A 21,980-nucleotide genomic window follows, 5' to 3' on the forward strand; every position below is an offset into this window, starting at 1 on the left:
CACCATTTTCTTCTTTACTTAATATAAGCAATTTTTGTAATAAAACGCTTGTTTGCCCCTCCTGCAAGAGGTTTGATATCGATGGTACACAAATAGACGCCATTTAAAACCCGTTCACCGCGGTCATTCTTCCCATCCCAGCGCACAAGCCGATCGTAAAAGCCTCTTTGTAAACCGCTTAAACTCTTGCTCCATACCAGCTCACCAGTTAAGGTGAATATCTTAATCTCTACATCGGAATTCTGCTCCAGTAAGAAGGCGATATTTGTGTAAGGGTGCAGCCTGCCAAACGGATTGGGGAAATTCCCAAAAGCTTCCTTGGGATCGCTTGAAACAAGCGTAAAAGGTTTCGAGATCAGTTCATCACTTTCTGTTAGACTATTGCCCTGCGAATCAGCGGTTTTCAATGGCTTGTCGGCATCAAAGTCATAGGCGCTAACTTCCTGCAACTGCGCGCGGAACATGCGATTGACCACATTGTCCTGAAAATCCGCCACTACCACCAATTTCTTCTCTGTTTTGGGCTCCAGATCAGCCGTTTGATCGAACTGAATCCAGAATGGATTGTCGGTGGAATCCGTTAAGATCAACTCAGCGTAACTTACCGTCGGTTTGGCGGCTCCCTGAACATCGGCGTAATCCATCACGCGGAGGGACTTAATCATTTGCAGAAGGGCGCGGGTCGAAAGCAGGTTTTCCGCATTCGGAACATCATTGGTACCATAGAAAGCCAGCTTTAAACCATTGACGTGTAGGGGATCATCAAACTCTTTGTTGGACACCACAACCGACATCAGCGGAACATTGGTTTGCGCTTTGGTCAGACTGGTATCGGCAATATCCAGCGGTTCCGTACGGATGGTGATCGTTTTTTGTCGCACACGAATCGGAATGGCCACTTTGCTTAAATTTCTGTCCAGCGCAACCGGCTGCTGCGTATTGGCATCTAATGGCAACTGGTCAAAATTAAAGTTCAAACTGGTTGTCAGAATTTCAAACGGCGCTTTGATGGTCCAGCTCAATACCTGTCCTGTGTCTGAGAAGGTTTGCCTGAGAGTTGAACCCTGAACAAGTTTAAAGCCCTGTTTTAAGATGGCGCTGTCCAGGGCCACGCTTCCGTTGCCACTCAGAGCCGCGTAATGCAGAGAGCTGTTGAGCGGAGCATATTGCGCTTTCAGCGAAATAGTGAGTTGTTGTCCCTGAGAGAGTAAACCGGAATTCGCTACCGTAGCCGGTTCCAGTTGGGGCGCACTTAAAGCCAGTGTGGCCTTAAGTTGAATGGTCAGGGTGGTTGTTTTTTGATCTGTAACCTGTAATCCGCTGTTTTCATCAATACCGATCACCTGTAATTCGATTGACTCCGTCCCGCTTCCGCTGTAATCTTCGGGCACTTTCAGGTTCCAGAGGGCCTTATCATTGGCGCCAAAGGGAATGGGCTCCGGATTTTCTCCCAGCTTACCGGAAGGAACATGAATAAGCAGATAAGGATTAATCACATTCTCTGTTTTCTGAATTTGCACGCTAAAAGGATAATTCTGTCCGGTCGAGAGCGTGTCCTTCGGAAAAGAAAGGATGGTGATTTGCGCTTTTTGACTGATGAAAAGGGTTTTAAGGATTTTATCGTTTTGAATAAAAGCCGGCTGGTCTGAATTTGCATCCCGCGGACGTTCAATGACTTCAATTTCCAGTTGATTGTCCTGCAAGATCTGAGCAGCCAGGATTTCCGGAGTTAAATTGCGTGTTTCGAGTAACTGCAGCCGATCGTGGATGGATTTGCCCAGCGTACGTTGTTGTCCGCGGGCCCGCGCGCTCGTTTCCAGAACCTTAATCCACCAGAAGACCGGCTGTCCTTCGTTAAAGACTTTTAACGAATCGCTGGCTAATGGGGTGCCCTGGGCATCTACAATCTCAAAGGCCTGGCCCGTGCGCAGAACCATTGTCCCCTGTCCCTGAACCGGCGTTTCCTCCGATTGATTTTCAACCAGGGCCTGCAGCTTAAAAATTTGTCCTGGAGAAACGGAATCATCAATGGCGCCAGCCGGTTCAACGATTTTAGCCGTCAAACTCAAACGCGCTTTGTCCTGCACTTTAATGTACAGGGTATCTCTTTTAACCACCTGATTTAAATTGGGGATCGAAGCGCTTTTGGCCAGGGTGGTAATAACCATGGGTTGCCAGTCCATGGGCTCCTGCGGCGCTCTTACATTCCAGGTTAAATCCACAATCTGTTGATCCACAGAACGCGTCAGGCTGGTGTCCAGCGAGGTGAATCCCTGAGGAGGATTCAGAATCACTTTTTTGTCCCCATCCAGCAGGTAATAAAAAACCTGACGTGAAAAAATCTGAATAGGCGCCTGATCTGTGGAGACCACCAGACTATCGTTATTGTTTTTAACAAAATGGCTGATGATTTCAATATCATCGATCTTTTTAACGCTTAGAATTAAGGTGTCGGCTGCTGCCGAAGGATTGGAAAATGCCCAGCGCCCACTGTTTTCATCCAGCGCAGGATGCGTTGTGTCGGCCACCACACGAATCTGACCATCAAAATTCACTGAAGGCGCCAGAACCTGCCAGGTGGTCTTTTGACCGGTTTGCACTTTATGGCTTAAGGAATCTCCTTCCTGCAAAGTCAGATGGCTGCCCAGTGTATCCAGGCGGACCCAGATGGCCGGCGTAATTTGCGCACTTCCATTATTAATCACCGAAGCAGACAGCGCAAACTGTTGATTTGTAGAGCGGAACAGGGTATCATGGACGGCTTCGCTCTTATCCAGTTGCACCACCAGGTCCGCATGTTTCACAATCTGAAAAACAATACCCACCGAATCGCGTTTTACCACCGCCGGTTGGCCACTGTTCACATCTGCGGGTCTTTCATCATCCAGAATCCTGAGATAAACCACGCCCTGCCCGGGTTCGGAAGGCATAAGCAATGTATCGCTATAGGCTCCTACCTTAAAGCCTTCGATCACATTTTGCGAAGTATTGGCTTGTTGTGTTTTACGATTCAAGGTAAAGACAATGCCTCCGCTGGCTTCCAGACGAATGGTGCCGCTGGTGTCAAACCCGGCCTGTCCCGCATTGCCGATCAGGGTTTGCAAAACCACTTTTTGACCAGTGGAGACAACAAAATCTTTAGCCCCTTCCGGAGCTGCGATTTTACTACTTAAAAAGATTTGCGGCGGGGTGACCACTTTAACCGGTAAGGCCGACGAACGAATGCTCATGGCCTGCCCGCTGTTGGCATCCAATACAATAGCATCTACGTAGATATTAAACGTTTCGGAAGAAGCGGTACCGGGCGCGACCAGACGCCAGCTAACCGTCTGCGTGTCCAGGCCGTCCGGCAGGTTTTGCAAAGAACTGTCTTTAACAGAAAAACCATCCGGTAAAATGATGCGCGCCTGCTTATTTTCCGGCGCAACCGGGCCTAAAAACTGGAATTGGGCCTGTACGGTAAATTCCTGGCCGGCCGAAACCACGCTGTCGATGGCCCCTGTTGGCGCGGGAATAGACAACATCGTCTGTACAATACCCTTGTTTTCCACCTTTACCGGTAAGGCATCCTCTAAACTGGCCACCAGCGCCGTTTGCGCAGTGTTGGAATCAATCGGTATGGTTTTGAACCGAACGCGAATGCTGTCGAACTGATCTCCCAGCGTAACGCCGATGGGCCTTACTGTCCACTCCACGGCATTTTGACTCATGGAAAAATTGCGCAAACTGTCATCGGCCTGGCCAACCAATTGATAGTTGTCCGGCAACCGAATCACTAACTGCCCCTCGCCGTAGGGGGAGGTACCTAAATTTTGCACCTGGGCTGTCACCACAAATTGTTGATTGAGACTCACCACCGAATCCTGCGCCCCCTGCGGAGCAGTGATTTGCGTGTGGATCATTAGCTGGCTGGGTTGTTGCACCGTGATCTGTTCAATATTGTCCACAGGCTGTAAAACGCTCACCGAGCGATCAATCATATCGATGGCGCTGGCAATTTCCGCCTTGAGGGTATTGACGCCCAGCTGGCTGGCCTGCCAGTTTAAAAGGCCGCTGCGTACCGAATCAGGGCCCGGCGGAATGGTTTGCAGCTGCACGCTTCCTAAAAGAATTGAATTGTCGCGGTAGATTTTGATGGTTGCGCTCTGGATCGTATCCTGTCCAAGGTTTGAAACCTGAACCGTTAGCGGCACCTGCTGGTCGAGATTTACATAGGGTGCATTCGGCGTCTGACTGTTTTTGCTGACCAGCAGAGAGTCGATGCGAATGAAGGCCGGGCGCACCACCTGAACCTGATCATTAACCAGAACAGAGTCTGAGGAGGCCGTGACTGCGGCACGCCGGACATCATAGTATCGGACTGTTGGCTGCACATAGACCAGCCCCGTGTCGGCCGAGGCGCGCAGATTAAAAGAGACCGTAAAATCAAGGCTGTCACCGGCGGCAATGGTCGTATCGGTTACCGTCCCCTGCACCATGACCCAACCAGACGAAACATCCTGACCGCTTTTTAGCTTTTTGAACGTGAAATCAACATCGTATAAAAAGACATCGGACTGTCCGCTATTTAGCAAGCGGAATTGAACCGCCACATTTTCTTCGCTCTGCCGTACAATCTGGGACTCGAAATCGATCTTCTTAAAGTACAAATAACCGGGTTCCACAACTTTCAGAATACCCGATAGCACCGTATCCCGGCTGAACATATTGTTACCAATCGTCTCTCCCATAGTATGCAATTTTACATCATAAGTACCCACTGCCAGGTCAGCCGGTAACTGAACTTCCTCAAAGACCACTTTCGCCGTATCTTTACCTGTAATGGTGTAATTGGCCGAAAGTGGAATGGGATCGATATTAGTATTGAGAATTTCAAGATAATTTTCCGACTTGGGAAGGGTAATCGAAGCTTTGCCGGTATCTTCCAGACTGAGTGTGAACTGTACCTTTTGCAGAGAAATAACGGTATCCGGCGCAAATGTCTGATCCACATAATAGGCGTTGCCCGCTGTTTGCACAAAAAGCTCATCGTAGGTATTGGAAACTTTAATGATGTTTCCATTATCCAGTCCAATTTGACCGTAAATTTTTGTCACGTCGTTAGCTGGAAAATTTTCCGCCAGATCAAAGCGAAATTTGAGAATATTGTTTTCCTCGCGTTTTAATATGGTCAGGGTATCCAGCCGCATCAGGTTAAGAACAAAGGCATCACGGTCTTCATCGTTGGGCCCTTTAAAAATCAGTTTTGTTAAGGCATCGTCTATGGGTTTGGCTTCCTGAGTATTGGACACCTTCATGTAAACGATCAGAGAATCACTACCCTGGACCACATGATCATCGGTCTGAAGTTGGACCGATTTGATAGAAATAATGCTGTCGCCAAAAGCAAACTGTCCGGCGTAAAGCTCTTCGGAATAGGCCGAATCATTGGTCGTACCGGTTAGGACAAGAAAGAGCTCGTACTCTCCGGTGGCAATGGGCAGCACCTCTTCCCGGAAAACGAGTTGTGTAGAATCCGGTTTTCCTGCAATGGTTTTCGTGCTTTGCAGGTCCAGCGGGATCTGATGCACTACCGTACTGGAATTAATATTGCGAATTTGCAGGCGGGTTGTACTGGTGTCCAGTTCAACGGTTGCTTTTCCATTATTGATCAATTTGGTTCTTAACTGAACGGCTGCCGTATCCACAGCCCAGGAAGTAGGAGTGGTTTCGACCCATTCAACCGCAGCTTTACTTTCAACTAAAAACGCGCCAGGCGACGATGATTGAGCCGTGACTTCCTCATTGGAATTCAGATCTATGCCCGTAAGGCTGGCATCTACCTGAACCTGCAAACTATCTGTGCTGATGTCCGGCATTTCCAGAGAGTAGATCAGGGTATCCTGCTGCAATCCATTAACCGTAAAAGGTGTATTGTGGCTGATTAAAGTAGGATTAAATTCATACGGCTGATCAAAATTCACACTGGTCGTGCGCACCTCTACACTGGCCTGCCCATTATTGTTAAATTCCACATATAATTTGCCATGATCATGCAATTCACTGATGGTGTCCGGAACAGCCCAAACCTGTGTAATGTCCAACTGCCCCATGGTCTGAACGGTCAAAGTCCCCGGGGTATCAACCTGGGTAATCTGAAAAGCCAGGCCATCATTCACATCCTCGCCATTGACCCGGGCATAAAAGTCGTAATTGCCCGATTCCGCATCCGGTTTGACATCTACGTCAAATTCAAATTCCAGTCGTTTACCGCTTTGCAAAACTATGGGTAGGGTGGGTTCATTTAAACGCGTAATATTAAACTGGTCTGTAAACGGCTCGCCATCCTTGCGCACCACAATTTCCACGGAATTGATCTGGGCATCGGCACGATAGTTGGCCGAGGCGTTGCTGACCACCACTTTTACCGCAAGATTTTGTTGATTTGTCGAAGCCGTGTCCGGATCAACCACCACTTTAGGGATGGAAACATCCGGGCGATATTGAACGGTCCAGGCGTCATTGACGTCGCTATTTTCAACCGAATAATCGCGGCCGGTGGCTGGTTCATGTACATCCACCACCGCCCAGAACGTATCCGGGCCGACAGTTGCCGTGGCTTTCACATCCACAGGAATGGTGTAGGTCTTTTCCACACCCGGTTGCAAGGTTCCTGGCGCGGGACTTACCGTGCCCTGGGTGTAATTGGCAATGCCATTCAAAAAGTTCAGCGAAAGGTTCTGAATTTCTGCGTCTTTATCGCCGCTGTTTTTCAGGTGAATAAGAACATTAATGCCCTGCTGGCCGCGCGACACCTCTTCCGGCGTCGCCTTGACAGAGATGACGGTAATTAAAGGATTGCCGGTAATAATTTGCCAGATCAACTGTTGGCTGCCGGTCGTTTCTGTTGTTAAACCGGAATAGACATCCGTAAAATTCACCCGTGCAGAAAGAGTATCGTAACCGGTTGCCGAATTGTTTTTTACATCTGTTAATACTGTGATGGTGGTATCGGAGCTGCCACCCAGGGTAAATGGCAAGTTAGGATAGGTAAAGTCGTACAGGCCAATGGTTTTTAAAATGGTCAGCTCATTAATTAAAGCCGGAGCATGGCCGGTATTGCTCAGAGTAACAAGAATTTGTTTACCGGTATCGCCCTGCGAAACGACCGAATCGGGCGAGGTGATGGCCGTAATCTGGACGCTGGCCGCAGAATAGACGGTCCAGCTATCCGGAACATTGGCAGCATCATCAGACAGGGTCGAGTCAATATTGCTGGTTACCAGATTTTGATCGCGGCCCCGAGCCACCGCATCCAGCACTTTTAAGCCTTCCGCATCATCGGCAGGAACCGAAAAATGCAAGGTAAACCGCTGTTTAGCTCCGCCGGCCACAGCCGCTGGTAAAGCCGGCGAAACCGATTCGATTTGCGGATAGGCCGAAAGATAGAGTGAATCTACCAGTAAGGTGGCCTCTCCTTCATTCAGAACGGTCACCACCACAGCGGTATCGGTGCCCTGAGAAATATTCTCTGCAGTAGCGATGACGGAATCGATGGTTAACACAGCCCCCTGTTCAATGGTTAAGGGGTCTGGCACATCAATGTTTTGATTGTAAAACGAACCATTTTCGTTGCCGGTTAAATTCATTTTTAAAGCGTACTGGCCGGATGCGCCGCTGGCCGGGTCGCTTTCAAAAAACAAGGTGTCGCTCTGTTGGCCGCCTAACGATAACGGCCTTACCAGATAGCGTTTAAAACTGGGGTCGGCTTCCAGGTAGAGATAGGATTTGTTCGGATCAAATTGTACATCGGCCTGTCCCTGATTTTGCACAATAACCCAGGGCTCTACCATCTGGCCCGAAGAAATACGTTCCGGCTCAAAATTTTGTGCGATTAAATCCGCTGCGCTTACAATAAGCCAGCTGTCCGTGGTATCGGCTCCGTTATCCGAAAGCACGGCGCCCGAATAATCATCATGGCCGTACAACCAACCGTTCAAAGAGGCCGTTCCAGTGAGGGAAGCGGAATCAACCTGAACCTTAAATTGCAGAGTATCGCTTGCACCTACGGCTAATGTTTTATTTAGCACGCGTTTAATGGTCGAAGCGGCATAGCTGCCGTAAGAGAAACTAAGACCGGCGCTGTCAATACGCACGCTATTTTGCCCGTTGTTGGCAAAACGCATGATCACCAGAATGCTGTCCTGTCCGGTACTAACCGAATCGTAATCGGTTAACACAGACAAAATCGATAAACTGCCCTGGCCCAGGACCTGCCAGGAATCGTATTTCTGTGGATCGCTGGCATGGTAGTCGGTCTGGCTGTTGACATCCTGATAGCCTATTTCTGCGCGGATGGTATCCAGGCCCAGCGGAGCATCGGCCGCTACTTTGATCAGGTAATTTAGATCTTTGCCGGAATTGCCGGGTATGTCAAAGGGAAAAGATTGCAAAGGTGAAAAGATGTAATCCGAATTGTAGTGCAACGTAACGCTATCGCCAAGAGCAATGCGAGCCGTGGCCTGCCCGCTGTTCTGTAAATGAATGCGTAACGTATCGCCCTGTTCTCCCTGGCTCACCAGGGTGTCGCTTAACGTAATGCTAGCAATACTCAGCTGGGCAATGGTCTGCACAGTTAACGAATCATTGCCGGATGCGGTGTAAAGCGTGTCGTAAACGGTTTGCGTATTTTCAGTGCCCACCGTGTACAGCACACCGGCATAAGGACTACTTGCTGCCGAGAGCGAGAGCGTGGCGCTGGCAAACGTTAATTCACTGGTGCTGTTGCCGCTTACAGTTTGATTATCGGTCAGGTAAAAAGTTTGCGATCCAAATTCCAGCCGGGTTTGCGTTTTGTCCAGAATAACATCGTACTGTCCGAGATTTTGCACCTGAAAGGTAAATTGAACCTGCTGGTTTTCAGAAACCACCTGCGGCGCAAACGACACGTATTGTAAATCGGCCTGACTGGTAATCAGGAAATAATCGGTCTGATCTGCGGAATTATCCGTAACACGCTCGCCGGTTGAAAGCGCTGTAACAAAAATTTCAGCATCTACTACAATGGAATCCTCCGGGGCCGTTTCCGGAACGGTGACCGTAAAGTCAAAAGTGACATCCGTACCGGCCAGTATGGTATCCACGCCGGCTGTTCGAACCTGTTGAAAGCCATAATCCGGTGTAAAGGTCAGATGAACGGAATCGACTTTGACGTCATAGTTACCGGAATTGCGAACTTTAAGACGAATCTGATCTTTTTGCTGCCCGCGTTGGACCGTCCTGGGAGCCGGAACCGTTACGGACAATAAACGAACCGGCTCAACGCTTAATTCGCCATCATCGGTAAGCGTATTGCCTTTCAAACCCGCATAAGCTCCTGTGCCCGTAAAAGCCAATTTAGGCGTATAATTACCGGCGTCAATACTGGCGGGTATGGTTTTCGATTTAAACTTCAGCCGATTGCTGCCCAGAGCAAGGGTTAATGGAGAATCGAGTTTGGTAGAGTAAAGCGCATTGGCAAAGCTAAAGGTTGTTTGACTGGTATCCAGCGGCACCACATCCTGCCCTGGATTGTTCACCGTAACATAAAAAGCGACGCTCTGATTTAAGTTGACAATTTTCGGCGACAGAGAATTGCTCTGATAGCGAATGGCATAAACCGTAAACAAAACACTGTCCACTCCGGCAATGTACGCCCGCACTTTTGAACTATCGACATTCTCCGGGCTGATGTAGGTCGTCTGAGCCAGACCGTTGGCATCCGTATTGACCGAATAACTGGACAAAAAGCCGTCCGAATTCAACGGTTCAAAAGAAATGTTTTGTGAAGAAATGACATTCCCGTAGCGGTCTTCAACGCGAGCCCGCAGCAATTGACTGTTGCCGGCAACACCTGTGCGCTGATCGCCTGAATCGGCAATTACGGTAAAGGGCTGGTCAGGGAGCAGATTGGCGTAAACAAAGAGATCGCTCAAACCGGAACTACTGACCTTTAAGGTGTCGCGATCAACCATCTGGCGTAAAGTCCACTGAGTGGCTACCTGTCCGTTGACATTGGAAACAGAAGAAGAGGGATTCACCTGTCCGCTTGAGGTTGCCTGCCAGGTAACGGTGACGCCACTCACCGGGTTGTCGTAAGCATCCACCACTTTAACGCGCACAGAATCACCATAGGTGGTAGCCACCGTGTCCTGCTTATTGTTTTCGCTAAGCAACACAAGATGATCTGCTGCCGCCGGATCGGCTGTAATGCTGAAGAATACGCTGCCACTGTTCAACAGATTTTCATTGTAAACCGTAATCTGATACAAACCGCTTTTGCTGCCCGGCGTAAAATAGACAGAAGCCCGCCCGGTCTGATCGCTCGTCGTCGAAGCGCCTGGAGAAAAGGCAAAATCGCCTCCGCTCTGCGGATAATTGAGAACAGCAAAGGTCAAAGGCACATCGTTTACAGGATTGCCCAGACTATCGGTTACCTCTACAACCAGGGGTTGCGCCAATTGGGTTTGAACCACACCACTACGCGCGCTGTCGTTACTGGCATCCACCCAACGATTGATGCTATTGGCCTGCGATTCCAGAACATTAGCCGTAAATTTTAAAGAATCTGGAATCGCATTTACCACCGCATAGACCGAATCTTTGCCAACCGAAGTTTTCAATTTCCATTTACTGCGCGAAATACCCAGACCGTTGGTTAAATCGGTCGTTGGATTTAAGGAACCCGTTTGATCCTGTAATTTCCAATTAACCGTCACATCGGGTACAGGATTATTAAAAGCATCCAGCACTTTTACCGCCAGCGAGTCATCTAATTCGGAACCGGCAGAGCCACTAAACGTGCTGGATGAAACATAAGCCATACTGAAAGGCGCTCCTGCGCTGACTTTTAAAATGCCCGAGGCATCGCTTAAGGTATTTCCAGCATAATATTTGTGAATGTTGAGTTTACCGGAATTTACTCGGGTAAAATTAAAAACATTGGAAGAAGCGGAATCGACTGTGGAAAAGTAACCTATGGAATCGCCGGAAGCCGACCATTTCACAGCTACGTCGCCCAGGTAATTGCCGTAGATATCATAACCGGCCGCGTAAAGCGTCCAGCTATCACCGGCTATAGCCGTTGAATCATCCAGTTCCACTCCGCCATTATTAGCCGCCGTCCGGATTTTAATGCTGGCTAATTCGGCTTTGTTAACGGTAATGGTTCCGGTTTCGTCATCTGTCCAGCCATTGGCATTGCTGGTCACTACCGTTCCCGATCCCGGTTCTGTAGGATTGAGCGTGATCACATAGGTGTTGGTATTATTGGAGCTTAATCCGCTTAATGTGCCTGTTGTTGACCAATCTACATCGGCATTTGCTGCAAAATTATTATGGCTATCATAGCCGGCGGCATACAGGGTAAGGGTTTGTCCGGCCGTTAAAGTAACCGCACCAACCTCCTGCCCACCTCCGTTGGCTTCATCGCGGATCAACACATAGGATATGGCTCCGGCATTCACGGCAATTCGCCCGGTACGATCTGAAATCTGTGAATTGCTGGCAGCCGAGGCTTCAATAGATCCGCTGCCCGCTAAATCGGGTGTAAAGGTTACAGAAGTCGTTGGATTCGCAGGGGAGAGGCTGCCGCTCAAATTGTTTAACGTCCAGTTGGCTGAAGTTTGCCCAATGTAATTCCCGTCCGCGTCATATCCAATGGCAAACAGGGTTAACGTTTCATCGGCTGTAATGGAAGTGTCGCCCAGAGTCTGCCCTCCATCCCAGTCTGATGTTTGTAAACGCAATTCGGCCAGCGCACCCGTAGAAACCGTAATGGTGCCGGTCTGATCAGCCGTGGCTCCTCCAGAAGGCGTGGCCACAATTTGTCCGCTCCCCCCGGCCTGGGACGGGCTAAACGTGTATTTGGTACCGGTAGCGTTAACGCTTTCCAGAGTGCCGGTCGAACTCCAGGTTACATCGCTGTCTGAAATGTAATTACCATATTGATCATATCCGGCTGCGTACAGGGTTAAAGCATCATCGGTGGTCAAACTCTGATTTCCCACCTCGCTTCCGCCGTTGTTGGCCTCACTGCGAATCAATACATAAGACAGGGAACCTACATTAACGGTAACCAGACCGCTTTCGCCTTTAATATCGTTATTATCGCTCTTTGTTGCGCGCACCGTAAAACTGCCGGCCACCGTGTCCGAAACGCTAAAACTCAAGGTGCTATCGTTGTTAAAGGTCAAACTGCTGGAGGGGCTGACCGTAGCTGTGCTGCTGCCCGGCGTGCTGATGTTGACCGTGCCCGAATTGACCACCCCGTTGCCGTACTGATCGCGGGCTGTGATGGTAAAATTAACACTGCCGCCGGCCGTCATGCTTTGATCTGTGGAAGGCGAAAAGGTGTAATAGGAAACACTCCCGGCCTGTAAACTCATCACGTAAGTGCTGCTGACGCTGCCCGAAACCACATCGATGCTGTCCGAACCATAACTGGTACTGGTGCTGGCGCTGTAAAGCGCTTCAGCCACGCCATTGGCATCCGTGGTCACGCTGATGTTGTCCAGACCATTGGAAAACGTGCCATTGCCCCGTACACGCGTAAAGGTTACTGAAGCGCTTTCAATCACATTTCCGTAAGCATCTTCCAGACGAAATTGCAACAAACGATCGTTGCCCACTTCAATCGCATCTTCGGCCGTGAGACGCACAAAATGATCGGCTGCGGCCGCGTTTACTGTGATTAAACCGCTCTCTCCGTTTACATCGCTGTTGCTGGCATTGACTGCGCGTACCGTAAAACTGCCGGCTACTGTGTCCGACACGCTAAAACTCAAGGTGCTGTCGTTGTTAAAGGTCAAACTGCTGGAGGGACTGACTGTGGCTGTGCTGCTGCCCGGCGTGCTGATATTGACCGTGCCCGAATTGATCACCCCGTTGCCGTACTGGTCGCGGGCCGTGATGGTAAAATTCACGCTGCCCCCGGCCGTCATGCTTTGATCTGTGGAAGGCGAAAAGGTGTAATAGGAAACATTGTCAGCGACCACATTTACACTATATCCGCCATCTGAGGTAGCAGTCCGGGCGCTGGAATCCAGAACGGCGTCATAGGTGCTGGGGAATGCATTGTTCTGAGAAAGCGAAGTGGGCAGGCTCAACCCAAAAACAACGCGCAGACTATCAATCACATCAAATGAAGATGTTCGGATAAACAGGGAGTCACTGGCATTATCGTAATACCAGGTAGCAAAACCCGGATCATCCGGTTGTGATTGGCTATTCTGCAAATAGGCGGAAGAGCCGTTGATGTAAATGGCATTGACCGAAGGGACCGAAGCAAACGGATTTTTAATGGCAAAACGGTCTAATTTACCCAATCCTTTTGCTCCGAGCAGATCGATATCATAAAAGGTGTAGTGAAAGGTGGTGTAGGAACCTGCCTTCCCGCTGGAAGGCGAGATGGCCGCCGTTACGCCTGAGGTTAATGATTTGTTGTGAAAAAGAATGGCCATATTCGAAGTGAGCGGGCCCAGGCCCAGGCCGCTCCCATAATAATAGGTTAAGCCATCGCTGCTGTTGGCCGCAATACCGATGGTAGCCGTTCCACCGCCATTGTAACCAGAATCCACGGTGTGGTATTGTATTTTAATCAAATTTGAATGTTCAAACAGAATCACTTCGAAAATGAGCGTTTTAGTCTGTCCCAGGTCCGAATCAACCGCATTCCATTGCACAATGACCTTTCGATTGGGAGAGGAGCCCTGAACGGCATAAAAAACGCCGCCATCATAACGTGAATCGGTGATTAAATCATCCCAGTAAGGAGCAATAATCGAGTCCGGTGCCCCGGCTCCAGGCAGGGAATCATTCACCGGATAAGAATTAGTGCCTGGATTTTTAAAGCTTACCCAGCCATTAGGTGAGATGAACAGACTGTCGTGAGCCACGCCATAAAAGGTAAATTTAAACGGGAGCTTTACGCCCACAGGGGCTTCATCATTGAATCCGGCGGCAAAAATCTGATTGCTACTGGAATAAATGTCAATCCAGCTGTAAGGAACCGTCACAGTTCCCTTGGAATCGGTCCACATGTGCCCAAAGGCGTCATTACCGCCCTGATTGGCCAGAAGGGGACTCACCCCGAAAAATAGTGAAATGAAAAGGAAGCGGATGATTTTATTCATTTGTTACACACCTCATTTACCTGGTAACACTTTGCTGAAAATTGATTTCAGCCTGGCTGAGCACCGTTCCCGGTTGGCCGTTTTGTTGCAAAGACAACCATTTTAAAAGCCCCCGGTCCTGCCCCGGCCGTGGATTGTTCAGATTTAGCTGAATGGTCAAGGTTCCTCCCAGCAAAGTAATCCCCGGAGCAAAACGCAAAATTAACAGCGAATCGACACGCGTCCAGTGGATGACATTTTGCGAATCCGGCACGGACTCGCTGTTTTTTAACCAGAACAATTTCTCTCCGGAGAAAATCTGAACCGGGACAAAATGGGTACTAGAAGGAAAACTCAGCGCCAGCCCATTTTTAACATTTTGTGTTCCGTTTAGCTGAAGGCTAACATTCCAGTTTTCCGTTCTATGAGGATTGAAATTGGATTTTACAGAAATGGTGTAATTTTGTGCCTGTAGTAAATGGGCGCTTAGCAAAAGCAGAAGCACAAACCAATTGATTCTTTTCATTCTACACTCCCTCATCAACCTATTAAAATGATTATTTTTAAATTTCGTCTCTGTCTGAGCTTTTCTCAGTGATGCAAAACACAAGTAAAAAATTAATTCAAATTCAGGCAGCCTAATGTTTAGTAGGTTTTGGAGTAACATGCTTGACGATATCAATGAAGGCTTTCACCACTTCCGGGTCGAATTGCTGTCCGCTCTGTTGTTTTAAAACTTCGATGGCCTGAATTTCCGAAAGGGCATCGCGGTAAGGGCGCCTGGAGGTCATGGCATCATAAGCATTGCAAACAGCCAGCAAGCGCGTTTCAAGGGACAGCTCCTCTCCTCCGATACGATGCGGGTAGCCTCTTCCGTTAAAATACTCGTGATGATGGACAGCCATGTCGATCATCAATTCATTAAAGCCGGCAGATTTTAAAATCCTCCCGCCTTCCAGTGTGTGCGTCAAAATGCGTTCTTTGATCTTTTCGTCTCTGGGAGTATTTGAAAGCGACTTATCGTACAACAGATAGCGATCGTCAATAGCTGTTTTACCAATATCATGCATCAGAGTCCCCAGCCCCAGCTGTTTAATCTCATTATTAGAGAAACCCAGGCGTTTTGCCGTCACCGAAACATAATTTGCGGTACGGATCAGATGCCCCCGATTAAAGATAAACTTGGCCTCCATGGCATAAAGTATGGCCCTCACCGTCCTGGCAAACTGATCGCGGTATTCGTCCGACTGCTGCACCTGTTCCAGAATAAACGCGCTCTGGTTGGCCACCACTGAAATTAAATTAAACTCCTCTCTGGTGTAATCTGCGCCGGTCACTTTAGGACCGAACACCACTATTCCAATAATACGATTTTTAGTGTAAATAGGACAGATGACATCTTTTTCAAACTGCTGCAAAAACTGCAGTTCATCGGTAAAAACATTGTCTTTGGGTAAATCTTTGACAAACACCGGGTCTCTGAAGGCGCGCAAAATGGTAATAATGTTACTATCCAGAAAGATACGCAGTTGATCGGTTTTAACAGATCGCAAACCTTTTTCCACCAGAACGCCCCAGTAATTCTGATTCTTCTTTTCACGGGCCATAATAAAAGCGTGGCTGCTGCCCATTTGCCCCAGAGCCGTTAGCAAAAAAGACCGAAGCACATCTTTGGAATCTTTCCCTATCTGGATCTGTTCGCTTATGGTCAGAATATTTTGAATTTCAATCTCACGCCTTTTAATATTCCTATTTAGCTCTTCTGACCCTTGTTGTAAAATAGTTAAACTCTTTTTGTAATGCTCTCTTTCTTTTTGAACCTGTTTTAATTGGCTTTCCAGCTTTTTTTTCTCAAGTTGAAATTGCTTGATTAATCGTTTTCCCTGGTAAATACTGAAACTGAGCACACCGTACACAATCGACTGGCTTACCAATTGAAACAGAAAATCCGGAATGTAGGACGCAAAACCATAAGCCAGGCTACTGGCCATCAGCAAAAGGCCGCCCAGGTAGTTAATGCGCTTAAAATATTTTTCTTCTAACAGCAGGGCGTTGCTCACCATACACAGAGCCGGAGCAGCCATAAATAGCGCGGATCCGCCGGAAAGAGGATAAAGAGCGCCAAATAAGGTAATGAGGTCCAGCCCCAAAACAAAGGCTGCCATCGAAGGGACAAATTTCTTTTGATAGGTAAAGATCAACCAGCTCACCAGAGACAGAGCCTGAAGAATAAGGCCCGCCAGGGCCAGAGAGTAGATCAATCCATGAACTCTGGCCGGTGGAAAGGAAATGATCAAAACACTGATTAGTAAAACAACGGCTTTTAGCCCGGCAAATACAGGGCCAGCCTTTTTCTCAAAAATAAAAGGTTCTGTTTTCATCATTTTAAAATAGCTCTTAATAAGATCAGAAATTCTTTACCGTCATTTTCAACCAATTTCTTGTTTTTCATGGCCTTTTCGTAAGAAGGATTAATTTCCAGGGCGCGATCAAATTCATTTAATGCCTGTAAAAATAAGTTGCGGCATTGAATTAAATGCACCACCCCTAAACTGTTCCACAAATCGGCATACTCGGGCTTAACTTTGATGGCTTCTTTTAATTCCTGTTCATATTGCTGAATTTCGCGATCGGTTAAATTGACGCCATCGTACATGAATTTTAAATAGAAGCTGGTACTGATTAAGCTGCTGGTGTCCTGCGGGAACAACCGTTCCCGTTGACTGACTAAAAGACGAATGGCCTCCTGAAATTCTGAGCGGTCGATGTGTTGTTCAACGCTTAAAAAATGTTCCTCACTAAAAAGCGGGGAGGCCTCTTTAACCTTGCGCAATAACTGCCTGGCCCGGTCAATTCGAATGGAAGGCGGCGGCAAATAGGTGTTTTCCTTCTGCGTTAGAATGCTGTCCAGATAGGTAATCGCCGTGTTGTACTGCGCTTCATGGTAATTGGGATTAATGCGCAAAGCTTCCTGGTAATAATTCAGCGCTTTAGAGTAATTCTTTTTATTGGCATAGGCCATGCCCAGGCGATTGTAAACATCAGCATAGGTGTAACCCGACTTAACGACACGGTTTAGCAAATTGATCGCCTCGTCGTTCCGATTGAGCCTGGTATAGGTGGTAGCCAGAAGAATTAAAGCCCTGTTCGATTTGGGATCGATTTCTAAAACCTTTTTAAACGTTCGAATGGCATCGGAAATCAGGTTATGTTTGAGGAAGAGTGTACCCAGTTTAATCAATGAGTTACTGTTCGGCGCCTGATTGATTCGATCGGCCACTTTAAAAAGGAATCGGATTTCATCAATGGTTGACTGGTGGACATCTTTTACAAAGTTTTTGATGTGGTCTTCCGGCGGGGTGGTCTGTTCTCCTTTACGTCGTTCATAGTGAAACGTTTGTATAGTAATCAAACGACCCTTTTCAAAAATTTCGCAACGCACCAAACCTTTGGATTTGTTTGTCGCGGTTTGGACGTGAAACAATCTATTGCCAATAGCTACATTATCATTAAACCCAATATCAGGCATGCTCTCACTCTCCTAATAATCGGAGCTACATTAAGAATATTTATTTCTTATTTTACAATGATTTCTGAAAAAAGGCAATTTATTTCTGGCCATCAGAGCCCAAAATCAAAATCAGAAAAAAACTTTTCGCCTTCTTCGGGCTGTTCTTCTTCAATCAAGCTTGCAACAATCTTTTCAAATTCTTCTTCCTGTTCAGGATAAATTACAAAATTGAAATCCAGCTCCAGATCCTTTAAAGGAAGGTCATCAGGCAATTTGAGCCCGGCCAACTGGTCTTTAAATCGGTTTACCGCTACCTGAATAGTCTCTTCCGTTATGCCCGGCATCAACAACACCAATGAACCTGGTTCAATATAGGCCAGAAAATCTTCGGTGCGAACTACCGGGCTAATCTGCTGCACCAATAACCGATCAAAACGATTTAACTGATTGCTGTCCAGTTTTTCTAAACTTTCCTGATTTTTCAAACGGATGGACAACAGCCCCAGAGAGCTGTTCTGGCGCAAAATACGGCTCTTTTCTTCCTGAACCCGTTTTTCAAAATATTTTTTATTGGCAATGCCTGTATTCTTGTCCACAAAGGCCTCGCCGGCGGCCTGTTCGTAAATGTGCAGATTGGTAAAGGCCAGATTAATGGTGTTACTCAACACTTTAAAGATGCGCCGGTCGATTAAATCGTACGATCCGCCAAATAGTTTTTCACCGCAAACCATGATGCCGATCAACCGCTCATTGGCCAGCACAGGGGCCACCATTCGCGCATTGGTCTCTTTAAAGAACGGTTCCAGGGCAGCCATTTCCCCTTTAAACCGGATCTCATCCTGATAGAGAATTTCGCCGCCTTTTTCAAAATAAGCAATCAAAGGATGAGTCTGCTCTATTTTGAAAACATTTTGCTCAATTCCAAACCCTTTGGAGTAGAACTCTGAAAAGTCGCCCTCTTTTTCATTTTTGAGCAGAATAAAGGCCCGGTCACAACCCAATTGCCCAACCAGGGTAAGCAAGGAAGTGTTGATCAGACCTTCTCGATCGTGAATGGTAAACAGTTCATTGCTTACCTGAAAAATCTGGTCGATTTCATGCAAGCGCTTTTTAAGATTTTTTTCCACTTCCAGAATTTTGTCGCTGGACTCCAGCAAATCGGCCTTTAACTTTTGAATTTGCCGGCTTAAATTGTTTTTTTCAATTTTGGCGTTTAAACTGTGCGCCAGCAAAGCAAACTGATAATAAAAATTTTTAAACATCTGCCTGACAAAAGGATCGCTGACCTGATGAGCCAGAATGTAGTAATGGCCGGGGCCTAAAGTAAAGGCAAAGGCTTCGTCAATGGTCATGCCCTCCGGCGGAATCAGAAACTTCTTCAACGGCTTTAACTTTAAAATCAGATTTTTGTCAATCATCATCTCCAATTTAACTGTGTTTTTAATTTTGTAATTGAGAGCTTCCTGAAGCTCCTGCCAGACATCGCTATTGCCTTTTTTATGGTACAAAACATGAAAATCGTCTCGAAAAGGATAGGTTAACTCTTTGATGGCCCCTGAAAGGGCCTGCCATTGTTCGGAGGACTCCTCTGCTGTGACAAACTCTTTTACCATTTTATTAAAAACAAATTGGCTCTGTAGTAAAATTTTGTTTTTAATCGCATGTTTGACAACAGGGATTTTCCACAAAGTTTTCAACATATTTCCCATATCAAACCTCACAAAAATGATTAAACCTGATTAAGTAATTTTTTGAAAGTCTTGACATCGACACCCAAAATTTTTGCACTCTTAGTTTTATTTCTATTCATTCGATTAAAAATGTAACGCGCATACTCTCTTTTCACCTCTTCCAGGGTCCATTGTTCATTGGCTGCTCTGAGCAGAGTTGAAGGAATGTTACTGAACAGCTTCTGAGGCAGCATTTCAATGGTTATTTGCTGAGGCTTCATGTACATTACCGTTTCAACTATATTCTGCAATTCTCTGATGTTCCCCGGCCAGTTGTACTGGCGTAAAACATCGTATACATTCGGCTGAATTGCCGGTTTTTTAATATTATACTTTTTTACATAATTATCAAGATAAAAATCAAATAGTTGCGCAATATCTTCGCGGCGTTCACGCAAAGGCGGAATATGGATTTCAATGGTGCTCAGACGGTAATAAAGGTCTTTTCGAAATTTTTTACTGGCTATTTCGTCTTCGATGTTTTTGTTGGTAGCCGCAATAATACGGGCATGAACACTCTCTGTTTTTACCGATCCCACAGGAAAATAGAGCCCTTCATCCAGAACCCGCAAAATTTTGGCCTGTAAATGCACCGGCATTTCGCCAATTTCATCCAGCAGGATTGTACCCCGGCCAGCGGCCTTAAACTTGCCCTGGGTGTCGCGTACGGCTCCGGTAAAAGCGCCTTTTTTAAAACCAAAAAGTTCGGCCTCCAGCAACTGTTCAGGAATGGCCGCACAGTTAATGTGAAAAAACGGCTGCTTGCGCCTTTTCGATTTTAAGTGGATCAGTTTGGCCAGAACAGTTTTCCCGCTGCCGGTTTCTCCGGTGATTAAAACATGCACCTCGCTAAGCGCAATGTAATCGATTTTTTGCAATATGGCCTGGATGACCGGCGAACGGCCGATGAAGGACACATCCGCTTCCGGAAGCGATGCTTCGCCCTGCCCCCTCCGATCGTCCTGAATGGCTGTTAAGATATTGGGCCGCGTAAAAAAGGAGGCATTGGACAGGGGAATGACCAACAATTGATGTTCTAAACTGAATTGTAAAAGTTCGGCTTGCGGTTTTTGACTGAAGCCGATTACCCGATGGTCAAATGCATTCTCCTGAATTTCGTCCACAATCGGGCCATACTCTGCTTCCCAAAAATCAATATCGATTAAAACAAGGTGTGGTTCGTGGTTGTTTACCTTTTGCTGTAAATCGTTGACATCTTCAAAAAACTTCAATTTTATCTGCGAACCATCCAGGTGCTTTTCAAGTAAAGCTCTGCGTTCTGCCGATGGTTCTAAGATTAACACACGAACCATGTTTAAAAATCATTTATTTTAACAAATATCTCTTTTTTCAGACGGGCCAGCCATTTTTGATATTCTTTTTGCATTTTAAAATTCAGAGCCATTTGCTCAATTTGTTCCCAATCCGTTTCCAGCGTTAATTTATGAGCTTCCTGCCTGGCATTTAATTTGACAATGTGGTAACCGTAATCGGTTTTAAACGGTTCGCTGATCTGTCCCGGTTCCATGTTTTGCAACACCTGGCGGAATTGAGGAATTTGCAATTTGTCCAGCTCAAAGGTTCCTAAATGCCCGCGGTCTTTGGTCACATTTTCGTCATCCGAATATTTTAGGGCCATTTCAGAAAAATCCGCGCCTTCCAGGATTTTCTGGCGTATCTCTTTTAGCTGATTGACTATGCGTTCTTCGTCTTCTTTGGTAGGCTGCACCCGAATTAAAATGTGCCGTGTGTGAATGCGTTCTCCCCGGCGTTCAATTAACTGAATAATATGAAAGCCAAATTGGGTTTGCACAATTCCGGAAATTTCTCCATCCTTTAAATTAAAGGCCACGGCTTCATATTCCGGCACCAGATCGCCCCGCTGGGTAAAACCTAAATCGCCTCCCCGTTTGGCAGAGGCCGGATCCTCGGAATAGAGTTTGGCCAGTTTGGCAAAGTCTTCTCCATTTTTAAGTTTTTCCAGAATCATCTCTGCTTTGCGGTAAGCCTTTAGCTGCGCTTCTTCCGAGGGTTTGATGACCTTTAAAATATGGCTGATATCCACGGTAGCCGGCCTGGAAGGCAGGCTGTCTCTGTACATTTTGTAAAACTCTTCTACCTCGCGACGAGACACCTTTACGTCCCGAAAGCGCTTGGCGCGCACCTGCTCTACCAGCATCTGCTCCTTCATCAACTTGCGCGTATCTTTGCGAATCTGGCTGATGGAGCTGCCAAAGATTTCTTCTAACTTGTCCTGCGAACCCGCCTGCTCAATCATGTATTTAATGCGCTCCTCAACGCGTTGATCGAGCATCTGGTCGTCCACCTTTACGGTATCGGCCTCGGCCTTAGCTAACAGCAACTTTTGCTCAATCAAGCCTTCCAGCATCTTTTTGCGCAGTTTGTTGTACTCCTCTGAGCCCGGACGGATTTGCAGTCGGTTCTGCAAGATGTAGTTCTGCGTAAACTGATCAACTTCTGAGCGCAAAATGATTTCTTTATCGACAATGGCCGCAATGCTCTCCACTAACTGCTGGGCATAGGCCTGCCCCATACCGATCACAAAACTGATTAAAAGAATGAATAATTGTGCCTTTTTCATGAGCTTTC

7 protein-coding genes are annotated in these 21,980 nt (G+C 47.1%); all 7 read right to left on the minus strand.

What is annotated here, in order from left to right:
- Nucleotides 1-14 precede the first annotated feature (14 nt).
- Nucleotides 15-14,150, minus strand: a complete 14,136-nt coding sequence (locus ACWB0I_RS12085; RefSeq protein WP_479388322.1) for a hypothetical protein — start codon at nt 14,148-14,150, stop codon at nt 15-17.
- Nucleotides 14,151-14,166: 16 nt separating this feature from the next.
- Nucleotides 14,167-14,655 (minus strand): hypothetical protein, encoded by a 489-nt coding sequence (locus tag ACWB0I_RS12090; RefSeq protein WP_479388323.1) that lies wholly within the window; start codon nt 14,653-14,655, stop codon nt 14,167-14,169.
- Between the two features lie 112 nt (nt 14,656-14,767).
- Nucleotides 14,768-16,513, minus strand: a complete 1,746-nt coding sequence (locus ACWB0I_RS12095) for an HD domain-containing phosphohydrolase (protein WP_479388324.1) — start codon at nt 16,511-16,513, stop codon at nt 14,768-14,770.
- Nucleotides 16,510-17,658, minus strand: coding sequence for a tetratricopeptide repeat protein (locus tag ACWB0I_RS12100; protein WP_479388325.1), 1,149 nt, complete (start codon nt 17,656-17,658; stop codon nt 16,510-16,512). The genes ACWB0I_RS12095 and ACWB0I_RS12100 overlap by 4 nt, the downstream gene beginning before the upstream one ends.
- Before the next feature lie 92 nt (nt 17,659-17,750).
- Nucleotides 17,751-19,349 (minus strand): sensor domain-containing diguanylate cyclase, encoded by a 1,599-nt coding sequence (locus ACWB0I_RS12105; RefSeq protein ID WP_479388326.1) that lies wholly within the window; start codon nt 19,347-19,349, stop codon nt 17,751-17,753.
- Nucleotides 19,350-19,369: 20 nt separating this feature from the next.
- The gene (locus ACWB0I_RS12110; protein ID WP_479388327.1) at nt 19,370-20,683 is read right to left on the minus strand and encodes a sigma 54-interacting transcriptional regulator; all 1,314 of its coding nucleotides are present in this window, start codon (nt 20,681-20,683) and stop codon (nt 19,370-19,372) included.
- Between the two features lie 2 nt (nt 20,684-20,685).
- Nucleotides 20,686-21,972: a peptidylprolyl isomerase gene (locus ACWB0I_RS12115; RefSeq protein ID WP_479388328.1), complete on the minus strand. Its 1,287-nt coding sequence runs from the start codon at nt 21,970-21,972 to the stop codon at nt 20,686-20,688.
- Nucleotides 21,973-21,980 lie beyond the last annotated feature (8 nt).

The sequence above is a fragment of the Caldithrix sp. genome, assembly GCF_056497305.1.